General features: G+C 59.3%; 9 protein-coding genes. 4 read left to right on the forward strand and 5 right to left on the reverse strand.

Going from position 1 to position 12518, the window contains the following annotated elements; all coding sequences use genetic code 11:
• The first annotated feature begins 26 nt into the window (after positions 1 to 26).
• Together BMW74_RS17085 and BMW74_RS17090 are read left to right on the forward strand one after the other, a co-directional pair.
• On the forward strand, positions 27 to 710 hold the full coding sequence (locus tag BMW74_RS17085) for a response regulator transcription factor (protein ID WP_093423881.1): 684 nt from the start codon (positions 27 to 29) through the stop codon (positions 708 to 710).
• Positions 688 to 2085: a sensor histidine kinase gene (locus BMW74_RS17090; protein WP_093423885.1), complete on the forward strand. Its 1398-nt coding sequence runs from the start codon at positions 688 to 690 to the stop codon at positions 2083 to 2085. Before BMW74_RS17085 ends, BMW74_RS17090 begins: the two co-directional genes overlap by 23 nt.
• Positions 2086 to 2163: 78 nt before the next feature.
• Here BMW74_RS17090 and BMW74_RS17095 read toward each other — a convergent pair whose 3' ends face one another.
• Entirely contained in the window at positions 2164 to 2931 is a 768-nt protein-coding gene (locus tag BMW74_RS17095) for a sulfite exporter TauE/SafE family protein (protein ID WP_093424026.1), read from the reverse strand.
• A 106-nt stretch (positions 2932 to 3037) separates the two neighbouring features.
• Entirely contained in the window at positions 3038 to 4021 is a 984-nt protein-coding gene (locus tag BMW74_RS17100; RefSeq protein ID WP_175479245.1) for a hypothetical protein, read from the reverse strand.
• A 160-nt stretch (positions 4022 to 4181) separates the two neighbouring features.
• Here BMW74_RS17100 and BMW74_RS17105 point away from each other — a divergent pair, with 160 nt between their 5' ends.
• Entirely contained in the window at positions 4182 to 5051 is an 870-nt protein-coding gene (locus BMW74_RS17105; RefSeq protein WP_093423893.1) for a LysR family transcriptional regulator, read from the forward strand.
• Between the two features lie 149 nt (positions 5052 to 5200).
• Here the strand turns inward: BMW74_RS17105 and BMW74_RS17110 are convergent, their stop codons facing one another.
• The 3 genes from BMW74_RS17110 to BMW74_RS17120 all read right to left on the reverse strand — a co-directional run bounded on the left by BMW74_RS17110 (position 5201) and on the right by BMW74_RS17120 (position 11073).
• Positions 5201 to 8953 (reverse strand): SET domain-containing protein, encoded by a 3753-nt coding sequence (locus tag BMW74_RS17110; RefSeq protein ID WP_093423898.1) that lies wholly within the window; start codon positions 8951 to 8953, stop codon positions 5201 to 5203.
• Between the two features lie 112 nt (positions 8954 to 9065).
• Complete coding sequence (locus BMW74_RS17115) at positions 9066 to 10367, reverse strand: ATP-binding protein (RefSeq protein ID WP_093423903.1); 1302 nt, start codon at positions 10365 to 10367, stop codon at positions 9066 to 9068.
• A 4-nt stretch (positions 10368 to 10371) separates the two neighbouring features.
• Positions 10372 to 11073 carry a response regulator gene (locus tag BMW74_RS17120; RefSeq protein WP_093423907.1) on the reverse strand — a complete coding sequence of 234 codons (702 nt, stop codon included), beginning with the start codon at positions 11071 to 11073 and terminating at the stop codon, positions 10372 to 10374.
• 277 nt (positions 11074 to 11350) lie between these two features.
• Between BMW74_RS17120 and BMW74_RS17125 the strand changes: the two genes are divergently transcribed.
• On the forward strand, positions 11351 to 12508 hold the full coding sequence (locus tag BMW74_RS17125; protein WP_093423911.1) for an efflux RND transporter periplasmic adaptor subunit: 1158 nt from the start codon (positions 11351 to 11353) through the stop codon (positions 12506 to 12508).
• The last annotated feature ends 10 nt before the right edge of the window (positions 12509 to 12518 follow it).

Consider the following 12518-nt stretch of genomic DNA (forward strand, 5'->3'; position numbering starts at 1 on the left):
ACCTCACTAAACCTTCAGGCAGCCCCATGACCCGAATCCTGACCATTGAAGACGACGTCGTGACGGCCCGGGAGATCGTTGCCGAACTGAGCAGCCACGGCCTGGACGTGGACTGGGTCGCCAACGGGCGCGAAGGTTTGGCGCGGGCCGTCAGCGGTGACTACGACCTGATCACCCTCGACCGCATGCTGCCGGAGCTGGACGGCCTGGCCATCGTCACGACCCTGCGCACCATGGGCGTGTTGACGCCGATCCTGATGATCAGCGCGCTGTCCGACGTCGACGAACGCGTGCGTGGCCTGCGGGCCGGTGGCGACGATTACTTGACCAAACCCTTCGCCACCGACGAGATGGCTGCGCGGGTCGAAGTCCTGTTGCGGCGCCAGAACACCGTCAAGGACGCCGGCACCACCCTGCGAGTCAGTGACCTGGAGCTGAACCTGATCAGCCGCGAAGCCACCCGTGACGGCCAATCGCTGACGCTGCTCCCCACCGAATACAAGCTGCTGGAGTTTTTGCTGCGCAACACCGGCCAGACGCTCTCGCGCATGATGATTTTCGAGGAAGTCTGGGGCTATCACTTCGACCCCGGCACGAACCTGATCGATGTGCACATTGGCCGCTTGCGAAAAAAAGTCGACCCGCCCAACCTCCCGCCGCTCATCAGGACCGTGCGAGGTTCGGGGTATGTCATTGCTGAACCCGTCTAAAGGCTGGCGCTCTTCCAGCAGTCGCCTGCTGGCGCTCTACAGTTCACTGTTCGTGGTCTGGAGCGGCCTGCTGATGGGCGTGATGTACTACGAAGTCTCGGACTATCTGGGCAACCTGGCCAAGCATTCGTTGATGCAACGCCAGCACCTGTTTTCGCGTTTTCACGGCGAACAGCTGGATGAAGCGCTGATGGCCAGCGTCACCTTCGACCAGCGGGGCGTCGATGCCTATGGGCTGTTCGACGCGCAGTATCGCCCGCTGCACGGCCTGATCCGCAGCCTCCCGGCCGGCCTACCGCTGGACGGTAAGGTGCACCTGCTCGACGACTGCCTCGGCCCCGCTGAATACGGACTGCCCCCGGACAGCTGCGACGCCGTGGCCAGCCGCACCCTGGATGGGCGCTGGCTGGTGCTGGTCCGCGACAACGGTTCGCTGTTCGCGGTCAACCGAATAATCCTGCATGCGCTGTTGTGGGGTGTGTCGCTGACGATCATCCCCGGTATTGCCGGCTGGCACCTGCTGCGCCGCCGGCCGCTGCGCCGGATTCGCGCCTTGCAGGCCAGCGCCGAAGCGATTGTTGCCGGTAACCTCAATCACCGCTTGCCACTGTCCAGCCGCCGCGATGAGCTGGACATGCTGGCGGCCATCGTCAACGCCATGCTTGAGCGCATCGAGCGCCTGGTCAATGAGGTCAAGGGCGTGTGCGACAACATCGCCCACGACCTGCGTACGCCCCTCACGCGCCTGCGCGCCCAGCTCTATCGCATGCACCAGCACGCCGGCGAGGGCTCCAGTGAGGCGATGCAACTGGACCAGGTGATCAGCGAGACCGACACCTTGATGGCGCGCTTTCGTGGCTTGTTGCGGATCTCCGAGCTGGAGGATCAACAACGACGCTCGGGCTTTGTGCTATTCGATCCGTTGCCGCTGTTGCAGGAGCTGCACGACTTCTACCTGCCCCTGGCCGAAGAAGGCCAGTTGACCCTGACCCTTGAGGCCCCGCCCCACCTGCCGTGGGTGACCGGGGACCGGGCGTTGCTGTTCGAGGCCCTGTCGAACCTGCTGAGCAACTCGATCAAATTCACCCCGGCCGGTGGCCAGGTGATCGTACGCGCCTGCGACAACGCCGGCAGCACCTGCATCGCGGTCCTCGACTCCGGCCCCGGCATCCCCAAGGACAAGCGCACGGCGGTGTTCCAGCGTTTCTACCGGGTCGACGACAACGCCCAGAACGGTGGCTTCGGCCTGGGCCTGTCCATCGTCGCCGCCATCGTCAACCTGCACGGCTTCAGCCTGGACGTGGGCAGCAGCGAGCTGGGCGGCGCCTGCCTGAGCCTCGATTGTCGCCAGCAGTTACTCACCGACAGCGATTGATCCCGTGGGGGAAGGCGTGAGCTTTCTTCGCTCGGGTGCACTTGTAAAATTAATGCCTTCGCGCAGAGTCGAGGTGACTTAAAAAAATATAGACACGCCCATTCTTCCAATAAGAAACAGAAGTAATATCAAAAAGAATATTCGAACAAAGCCACTACCATAACGCAACGCTAGAAATGTACCGACGAGAGAGCCTGCAACATTACATACGCCAACCACTCCACCTATCGCCCATAAAACGTTACTCGACGGTATGAAAAACATGAGTGCGGCGCTAAACGTTCCTAAGTTAACGAGTTTCGATGAGGCTGACGCGTTTAGAAAGTCGAAGCCAAAATACTTTACAAAAACAAAAAGCAAAAGACTTCCGCTGCCGGGTCCGAACACGCCATCGTAAAAGCCGAGCACCCCTCCAAAAAAAACGCCCAGTAAAATTTCTTTTCTTCCGCATTGAATGTTAATACTAGCTCGACCTAGATCTTTTTTTATAAAAGTATAGACAGCCATCACTATCAATATAAAAAAAACAACATACTCCATGATTTTTTTGGGAACATATGAAACAGAAAGGGCACCGATGAAGGCAAATATGAAGGCTGAAATCATAGTAGGAAGCATAAGTTTCCATATGATTTTTATCTTTCTTAGGTAAGTAAATACGGAAGATAGATTTCCAGCCAACACCGCTAGCTTATTCGTCCCAAAAACGGTAGCAAGACTGTACTGAGGTAGAGCGTGCAAAAGTGCTGGCAATTGCACAAGCCCACCGCCTCCCACTGCCGCATCAATCAATCCACCGCAAAAAGCAAATAAACCCAATGCAATTAATGCATATTCAAAATCCATATAAAACATCCAGCCATTACGTGCATTCTTGGCCAAGCCATACGGCATCACTCTCAAGGTGAATGCTACTTTACCCTAGACGCCTCAAGCGTGACTTCCACAAGCATTAGTTCGTCGAGGTCAACGCCGCATGCAAAGCACTGTATGCTTTTCCGATCCGTTTATTATAATCAAGCATCACTTTTTTTAGACGATCAATTTCAAATTGCAAACCCACCGCCCCACTATATGCCTGGACAGCCGCTAAAGCGTGTAACCCATGTTTGTTCTCCACTTCGCCAGCATGACCGAACACATATCCCTTTGCACTTCGTAGACCGTTAACATTCCGACTCAGCGAAGGATTGAATGAAAGAAGTTTTGCTTCAATATATTGAGCAAGAAAGTTGTATTCTCGCCCATTCCAAAGCTCTGAAGAGACCGCGACCATCATGGCATCCATAATAGACTGTTTATATTCAATAGCGTACATGGGAGATTTGTGTTCGGCCACGCCAACATCGTAGAGAAATGCAGAGAACTCGTCGCATTCCCTCACACTATACTGACTGTCTACCCAACCTCGCGCACCCAAGGCCGTCGCCATGTAGTTGTACATACCATCATGTCCTTTATGACCGAGTCCAAAATCATCCTTTGTAACTTCGTACATATGAGCCATGCTTTTATGGTATCCCGCGCAGCTTTCAGTTGGCACGGATAGAGCGTCTGCTGATAAGCGCATAATAATTTTAGCGGAAACCAAACTCGTTGTTTTATGCGTTTCGTTCCATCCATTAAAAAAACTCAAAACACCTGCATCGGTCTTATTTTTTTTGATGAATGCTTTAAATGTATTTTCGGCGTAGGTCTGAGCCTCTTGAGTGATCGGATGACACAGCACCTCATACATCGCACTCTGAATTTCAGCAGCTTTCTCGACCTGCGCGAGCAGGTGCTCCCTTCGAAGGGCGCCGAATAGCGTTCGGCCCGGTATTTTTAGATGTTCGAGATGCGTGGGTAACGCGTCGATGAATGATTCACCGAAGACGTGCATTGATTTGTTGTTATTAAATGTTGCGGAGCGGCTTTTTATTGATGAGCAGTTCATGATCTCACCTTGTCCTTTAGGGCGTGTCGGTGTGTTCTGACTGAAATGTCTTACATGAAGCCAAGGGTTCTACAGAACGCCCTACATTAAGCGACTTGAACGACGGACAACAACTGACTTATAGTGACTATACGATTCAGTTTTAGTGAGCTATAAACCAATGGAGCTATCACAGCTAACTATGTTTAAAGTCGTTGCCGAGCAAGGCAGTATAATTCGAGCGTCCGAATTGCTGCACTGCGTCCCCTCAAATATAACCAACAGAATAAAAACCCTGGAAAAGGAGCTTGGGGTATCACTTTTCATCCGATCGGGTCGCGGACTTATCATTAGTCCTTCAGGAGAACTGTTTCTAAGCTACACACATAAAATTCTATCCTTGTGTCAGGAGGCTCGTAGAGCCATTGATCCCGGGGCAGCACCCTCGGGAACATTAAAAATCGGGGCGATAGAGTCTTCTGCTACAGGTCGGCTACCCACGCTGCTATCAAAATATCACCAGCGTTATCCCTCGGTACAGATGCAGTTGAGCACAGGAACTTGGACGCAATTATCAAATGATGTCCGCTCGCACAAACTAGATGGCGCAGTGATTGCCATCAAAAATGAACACCCGGACATTGAATGCGTTGAGATTTATAAGGAGGAGCTTGTAATAATTGCCTCGCCAGCCATGAAACATATAAAAACGCCACAAGACTTAAGCGGAAAGAATATATTTATGTGGCCCGAAGGGTGTCCCTATAGAAAAGCGCTGGAAAACTGGCTAGACAAACATCGAATATCCACCACGATAACGAGCATAGCCAGTTATGGAACTATTCTTGGATGCATAAGTGCGGAGGCAGGTGTTTCCCTTGTCCCCAAAGGTATTTTTGATAAATTTAAATTAATCGGCAATATAAACGGATACACATTTACCGACTTAACACCCATACAAAATTATTTCATATGGAGTAAACACACAGGAACTCATCGCGCAAAAGATACATTTGCAGAGATGTTAAAGGATGAATTTGAAAATATTTGACAGAACCGTTTATACATGAGTTTCTTCGTGACGTGGGACGATCTTCCCAAGGGCCAGAGTTGCTGTTGAACTATGGCCCTCTGTATCGGTCAAGACCTCTTCGCTCGGCCTAGACTCCCGGCGGGAGGAAAGCGTACCCACGAACGCCATCACGTCCAGCGATAGTCAGGCCCATAGTGCAACAGTAACTCCGCCCCTTGCGGGATGTTCTCCCAGGCCACAAAGAAGGTCAGGTATTTCCCCACATTGATCGCGGCCACATTGTTCACGCCCAACGGCGGCGCCCCCGGCATGTCAGCGGCATTGATCAGGCTCATGATATTGCCGCTGCCATGGGCGCTGATCCCCTCGCTGGGTTGGTAGGTGGCGTAGGAGTACGTTTCCACGGCCTTCAATCCCTTCGCGGCCACCTCCCGACGCAGCGACGCCGTGTTCAGGTGCAGCCTTCCCGAGTACGGCCCCAGGACCTCGAACCGACTGATGTCGCGCTTGGCAACAACCGACCACCCGCGCTCCGGTCCGTGGCTCAGCCGCTTGGTCTCAAGGAGCTCATCGAACCGCGCGGCGTGATGACCCTCGTCACGGATCCAGCTGCGGACACCGTCGGTGATCCTGCGCCCGATCCGTGCGCGTTCCGTGACACTGAGTTCATCGAGGATCTCGTTCCAGTAGGTCACCTTGACCTCATCGACCGGCCCTTCCAACGCCCTCGTCAAGCTGCGGTGGACGTTGGCAGGGTCCTGGAGGATCGGCAGGTTGTTATCGACCCGGTGCTCATCCATCACCTGCTGCTGGGTGCGCCTGCGCTTGGCAGAGCCCTGATCAGGCGTTGAGGCCACTCGCTTGCTGGCACGGCTGCTTTTGCGCGAAACCGGCAACTGACTGGATGCGCCAGCCTCTGGTGCTGCCTCGTCTGGCGCCATTGGCGCATCATGCTCACCGAACACCAGCCGCAGAGTACCGTCCTTGGTCATGCGCCCGTGGTCATCGACGTAGTGGCGCCACAGGTCGGGGTCAAGGTCGTTGCGTAGGACAAAGTCGTGCCGCGGGGCGGCATCGCCGGACTCGGTCTGCAGCTTCCACCATTGCATCAGGTGGTGATCCTGGATGGGGGTGTACTGCATGGCCAGGGATCGGCCGGGCGCGGTGAAACGCCCATCGCGCTGCACATAATCGTCCCACTCCAGCGGATTGAGTTGCTGCTGGTCGGCGAACTGCCCAGCGCTCAGCTTGTTGCCCCGCGCCTCGTACAGCGTGCGCCAGTCGCGTAGATGACGACCGGTGACAGGGCCCAGTGACTCGCCGCTCGCGCGCCGGACCAGCACCTTGCCCGCCGAGGTGAGGCTACCGTCTTGATTGACGTAGCCGATCAGTTCGTACGGATCGAGGTTGTTCTCGTGGGCGAACACCTCGCGGGGCAATTCATTGCGTTCATGGGCCGACAGGTCCTCCCATTCCAGCAGATGCCTGGCCTGGACCGGCGCACGTGGCCCTTGGCTGCGGCTCACGAAATCCATGCCCTGGGCCGTCAGGGCGCCTGACTGGTCAATGTAGCGTTGCAGGGTTTGCAGGTTCAGGCCGTGTTGGCTGGAGAACTGTTGTATCACCATGCTGTCGCGCTCGGCTTGCGTCAGCCGGGCCCACTGCTTGAGGTGCTCGGGCGATAGCAGCTGCTCTTCGCGGCCGCCACCCTGCAGCCCGACGGGTTGCCAGCGATCGGCCTCCAGTTGGCGAAGGTACAACGATGTCTGGCGGTTGTTGTGCGCGTCGAACACCCTCGCCTCGATGGGGTCCCCTCCATAGGTCACATCACTGCCGATTCGATACACCGTGCGGGTGCCCTGGGCGTCGACGTTGCTGATGTAGTAGTCGCCTTCAACGCTTTGGTAGATGCCCTTGCGGGGGATCAATCCATCAATCTGTGACTTGGGTAAGCCGTAGTGTGCGTAGACCGCGTTGTCGAATCCGCTGGGGGCCGGGGCGAGTTCCTCGGGAACTGGCACCTCAGGCGTAATGGTGACGGTCGCGGGTTCCAGGCTGTGGGCCCACGTGCCTTCGGCGGAGCGCTCAAGGCTCGGGCTGTACGCCTGGGGGTTGTCAGGGTGGACCACACGCCACGCTTGCGTTTGCGGGTCAAAGCGACTCTCGAAGGTATGCTCCTGCAACTGCACATAGGTTTTATCCGCCACTTCGAATTGACCCAGCGCGTTGGGGGTAACCCCTTGCAACTCGACCGACTGGCGATAGGGTTCAAGGTTCGGCCGCCACAAGCGCTGCTGCCCATTGGCCAATTCGACCGGGCGGAACGTCTCCAGCGCCGCCGGTGACACCCGCGCGAGCACCGCCGCCCCGACGCCCATCACGATGACGTTTTCCATGACGCTCATGATATGGTCCCAGCCGGTTTTACGATCGCCCAGGGCAAGGTCCTCAATCCCCTCCACCACATCGTCCATCAGGTTGTACGCCGTCACCCCCAACAACAGCGGGCCCAACGCCGGCAGGATGAAGCTGCCCACCCCCAGCACGGTCAAGCCCAGGTCCAGCCATGCCTCAAGCCGACGCCGCCGTGCCGACGCATCGGCGTCTGCCGTGGGCACTGCCTGGTGGCGGGTGTCGAGCACTCGCCGAGCCCGCTGCTCGTTGTACACCGCGGCCCAGGGGTCACCACCCACACCCCACGGATTGTCTTGCTCATCGAGCAGGCGGATTTGGACCTTGAAGTCCAACTGGCTTTTCTGGCGAAGCGTGCGACGCGTCCTGGGGGTAAACCACTCACCGCCCAACTCGGTGAAACTGGCGAAGAACTTGCCACGCTCGGCATCACTGATGAAGCGGCTGAAAAACACCTGGTAGTCGCTGGGCGATACGCTGGCCAATTCGCGTCGCTGGCCCGGGTCCAGGAACTGTTGGGCCAGTCGCGCCTGGAGCGCGTCAACGCTGGGGTAGAACTTGACCGGATGATCGGGATCATCGGGAATGTAGGCAATCAGGCCATCGCTCAGGCTCTCGGGCGTCAGCAGGTTGGGGATCTCGATGGCAGGCTGGCGGTTGAGCCTGAAGACCATGCAGCCGTTCAACGGCAACCCGATGAAGCTCAGGCCGCGATACCACAATGGGCTGTCATTGAGCATGACCGACTGCTCACCGTTTATCACTTGGCGCAAGGCCTCGTAGTGCCGTGGCGAGAGGTCTTGTTTTAGCACTGCCATGGCCGCGCCTGCGTGCAAGTCGGCCTTGCGCAGGGCGACGAAGGCGTCCTTGAAACCGCTGTGCTCCTCGGGCAGCACTTGCTGGATGTGCGCCTGGTAGAGCCCACCCACATCCAGTTCGCGGCACAGCCGGACAAAGCGCTCAATCCCCAGGCCATGGAACCGGTTGATCCTGCGTTGGTTCGGGTCCAGCGTATAAAAGGTCGCCAGGTAAAAATGCCCGGGGAGCGCTTCAGGTGCTTCGAAGTTATGCAGCGCGGCGTCAAGGAGTGACAAGTCTTCGACCTTGTACCCCGAGAGCACGCCGTTGGATGAATAGAGTTCAAGGCGAACCTGATGGACATCCACCTCGATGCCGAACACCTGTTTGATCCTCGCCTCCAGCAATGGCTGGGCGAAGGTTTTGGCGTCACCGACGGGGGTTAAGAGCTGGTCCAGGGCGTTGTGGGCCTCGACGCACTGATCCACCAACCGTTTGAGCACCCGACGCTGCGGCTCGGAGGCGGCTTGCAACCAGTCGGGCGCGTTCGGGGTGAGCCCTTTGAGCGCCGCCAGGTTGTGCGCCGAGGTCTGCAGCAGACGTGGAGCAAGCACCTGCTGGACGATCCTGGCGCTCAGCACTGCATCAGGGTGCGTGGCGGTGTCGTGGCCTTGGGCTGGCGGGGTATAGGGGCTGGATAACGCGGGCATGGTGTCTTCCTTGACGGCGATTGAGAGACGCCGACTACACCATCACCGCCCCCTCCCACGCCAGGCGATTTGCGTTACCAAACTTGAGGTGCTGGGCGGAACACTTCAGCGCTCAAACCGCCGTCGGCAACCACAACCGAAACCGTGCCCCGCCCAATGGCGAGGGCTCGACGGTGAGGGTGCCGCCCTGGGCTTCCAGCGCGCGGCGGCTGATGGCCAGGCCCAGGCCGAAACCGCCAGTGGCGCGGTCGCGGCTGCGGTCCAGGCGGTAGAAGGGCTCGAAGATGCGCTCGCGTTCGTCGTCGGGGATGCCGATGCCGTCATCGTCGACCCAGATTTCACAGCCCTGGGGCTGCACCTGCACGCTGACCTGGATACGCTTTTCGCAGTAGCGCATGGCATTGCGCAGCAAATTCTGCAGCGCCCGGGCGGTGAGGCGCGGGTCGAGGCTGAAGCGCTCGAGCTGGCCGTGCAGCAGGACGTCGATGACGATCTGCGGCGACTCCAGTTCGTCGTCGACACTGCCCAGGATGCTGTCGATGAATTCGTCCAGCGGCACGTCCACCTGCTCAGGTACCCATGCCGGGTTTTGCAGGCGGCTGTAGGACAGCAGCTCCAGGACCAGTTCATCCAGCTCGCGAATGTGGGCCACCAGCCCTTGCAAGCGTTCGCGACTGGCCGCCGGCAAGTCGTCGGACAAGGCCAGGGCCAGGCCGAAGTCCAGGCGGGTCAGTGGCGTGCGCAGTTCGTGGGAGACGGCGTTGAGCAGGTCGCGTTGCTGGTTGAGCAGGTTTTCGATGTCGCCGGCCATGGTGTCGAACACGCTGGCCAGGCTACCGATGTTCGAGCGCGGCGGGATCTGCGTGCGTTCGCTCAAATGGCCCTTGCCGAAGCGCTCGGCGGTGCTTTTCAGGCGTTCCAGGTCACGCCAGTGCGGACGCAGCCAGATCAACAGGCAGGCCAGCAAAGCCGCGCCGATGAGCGCGTTGATGCTCCAGTACAACAGGTTGACGTCCATCGGGTCGGGCGGAACGGTCAGTTTCACCGCGAGGGTGCCGTCCAGCGGTGCCACGGACAGGGTGCGCCAGCCCCAGTTGCCCATGCGCACGATCTTCTCGCCGCGCTGCAAACGCTCGTGCTCGTAGCGGCTGAAGTCGGCGTCGTCAATGCGCACCAGGGCGATTTCCAGCGGCTGGAACTGCTGGTCCAAGTCCTGGGCCAGGGACGTCCATTGCGCGGTCGGCACCTGGTGGAACTGCTTGACGATCAGGTCCTGCAACCCCCGGGACTGGTCGAGGTTGTAGCTCAGGAACCGCTCGTGGAAGACCTTGATCACCAGGTCCGGGATCATGTAGATCGCCGCACTGAACGTGACGATGGTGATCAGGTACAGGCGAATCAGGACGCGCAGCATGGGTTCAGCATTCCCACTCGGAGCGGCTGAACAGATAACCCTTGCCCCACACGGTCTTGATCTTGCGCGCCTCGCCGGCGTGGTCATCGAACTTGCGCCGCAACTTGGAGATGGCCACGTCCACCGAACGGTCGGTGCCGTTGAACTCGATACCGCGCAGGCGTTGCAGGATCTGGTCGCGGCTCAGCACTTCGCCGGCGTGCCGGGCGAGGACCACCAGCAGGTTGTATTCGCCGCTGGACAACTCCACCAGTTGCTCGCGCCAGGTCACGCTGCGCTCCGACAGGTCGATGCACAGGTTGCCCATGAGAATGCGGTCGCTGGCGGTTTGCGGTTCGTTGAGGCTGCTGCGCCGCAACAAGGTGCGCACCCGCGCCAGCAGCACGCGGGGCTCGCAGGGTTTGGTGACGTAGTCGTCGGCGCCCATTTCCAGGCCCAGGACCTGGTCGTGGCTGTCGTCGCGGGCGGTGAGCATGAGGATCGGCAGGGTCGCCGAGTCGGCGCGCAGCAGGCGGCACACCTGCAGGCCGTCGAGCCCGGGCAGCATCAGGTCGAGGATCACCAGGTCCGGCGGCGTCATCCGCGCCCGCTCGCGCACCTGATCGCCCCGGCTGATGACGCTGACTTGATAGCCATTGCGTTCCAGGTAGCTGGCAATCAGTTCCGAGAGCGCGGTGTCGTCTTCGACCAGGAGGATGTTGGGCATGGGGTGTTCCAGGAGGTACGGTGGTGGCTATCAGGGCCGTCTTCGCGAGCAGGCTCGCTCCCACAAGGGATCTATGAACACTGCAAATCCACTGTGGGAGCGAGCCTGCTCGCGAAGACGGCCTGACAGGCGCAAGAAAAGCCAAGGCATGAAGGATATACGCCCACACGCGTGTGCGAGCAAAACCTTCACACACTTTCACATAGCCACTACAAAGCTTCACCGCTACCCTGCGTCACAGCCCGTAGGATGCCGGGGTCATTATTGGGGTAACTCCATGTCCAAGAATCTGTTGGCCAAGCTCAGCCTGCTCGCACTGGCACTGATGCTCGGCGCCTGTGACACGTCCACCACGGCCGAAGAAGCCGCGCCGCTGGCCACCGTGCGTATCGAAACCCTCGCCGCCCAGCCACTGTCGATCACCAGCGAGCTCAGCGGGCGCATCGCTGCGCCGCGCATTGCCGAAGTCCGTGCCCGGGTCGCCGGGGTGGTGTTGCAACGCACCTTCCGCGAAGGCAGCGACGTGAAACAGGGCCAGGTGCTGTTTCGCATCGACCCCGCACCGTTCAAGGCCGACCTGGACAGCGCCGAGGCGGCGTTGCGCAAGGCCGAGGCCAATGCCTTCCAGGCACGCCTGCAGGAGCAGCGCTACGCCCAGTTGATCGAAGACAAGGCCATCAGCGCCCAGGATTACGACAACGCCCGCGCCGCCACCCTCCAGGCCAATGCCGACGTCGCCGCCAACAAGGCCGCGGTGGCCCGCGCCAAACTGAACCTGGGGTATGCCACGGTCACGGCGCCGATTTCCGGGCGCATTGGTCGTGCGCTGGTCACCGAAGGCGCACTGGTGGGACAGAACGAAAGCACGCCGCTGGCACTGATCCAGCAACTGGACCCGATCCATGCCGACCTGACCCAGTCGACGCGTGAACTCAACGACCTGCGCCGCGCCTTCCGCGCCGGGCAGATGCAACAGGTCGGCCAGGACCAGGCCAAGGCCACGTTGATCCAGGACGACGGCAGCCTCTACCCGCTGCCGGGCAAACTGTTGTTCGCCGACATCAGCGTCGATCCGGGCACCGGTCAGATCATCGTGCGCGCCGAGTTCCCCAACCCGGACCTCGACCTGCTGCCGGGCAGTTTTGTCCGCGTGCGCCTGGAGCAAGGCGTGCAACAGCAGGCCATCAGCGTGCCGCAACGGGCCATCCAGCGCGACAGCGCCGGCATCGCCCAGGTGCTGCTGCTCGACGCCGATGGGCGGGTCAGCCTGCAACCGGTGGAACTGGGCCAGGTACACCAGGACCGCTGGATCGTCACCGGCGGCCTCAAGCCGGGCGACCGCATTGTCATCGAGGGCCTGCAACACGCCCGTCCCGGCGAAAAAGTCGCCATCGACGACTCCCCTCTTCCGCTGGCCCTGAACAACGGGCAATAGGCAGGACGCA

The sequence above is a fragment of the Pseudomonas sp. ok272 genome (assembly GCF_900109995.1).
In the GTDB taxonomy this organism is placed as follows: Bacteria; Pseudomonadota; Gammaproteobacteria; order Pseudomonadales; family Pseudomonadaceae; genus Aquipseudomonas.

Bases quoted from the DNA above. Each gene is read 5' to 3' on its own strand.
- BMW74_RS17115 (WP_093423903.1), bottom strand. From the start codon at position 10,367: ATGCTGCGCGTCCTGATTCGCCTGTACCTGATCACCATCGTCACGTTC.
- BMW74_RS17110 (WP_093423898.1), bottom strand. From the start codon at position 8,953: ATGCCCGCGTTATCCAGCCCCTATACCCCGCCAGCCCAAGGCCACGAC.
- BMW74_RS17090 (WP_093423885.1), top strand. From the start codon at position 688: ATGTCATTGCTGAACCCGTCTAAAGGCTGGCGCTCTTCCAGCAGTCGC.
- BMW74_RS17100 (WP_175479245.1), bottom strand. From the start codon at position 4,021: ATGAACTGCTCATCAATAAAAAGCCGCTCCGCAACATTTAATAACAAC.
- BMW74_RS17125 (WP_093423911.1), top strand. From the start codon at position 11,351: ATGTCCAAGAATCTGTTGGCCAAGCTCAGCCTGCTCGCACTGGCACTG.
- BMW74_RS17120 (WP_093423907.1), bottom strand. From the start codon at position 11,073: ATGCCCAACATCCTCCTGGTCGAAGACGACACCGCGCTCTCGGAACTG.
- BMW74_RS17085 (WP_093423881.1), top strand. From the start codon at position 27: ATGACCCGAATCCTGACCATTGAAGACGACGTCGTGACGGCCCGGGAG.
- BMW74_RS17095 (WP_093424026.1), bottom strand. From the start codon at position 2,931: ATGGATTTTGAATATGCATTAATTGCATTGGGTTTATTTGCTTTTTGC.
- BMW74_RS17105 (WP_093423893.1), top strand. From the start codon at position 4,182: ATGGAGCTATCACAGCTAACTATGTTTAAAGTCGTTGCCGAGCAAGGC.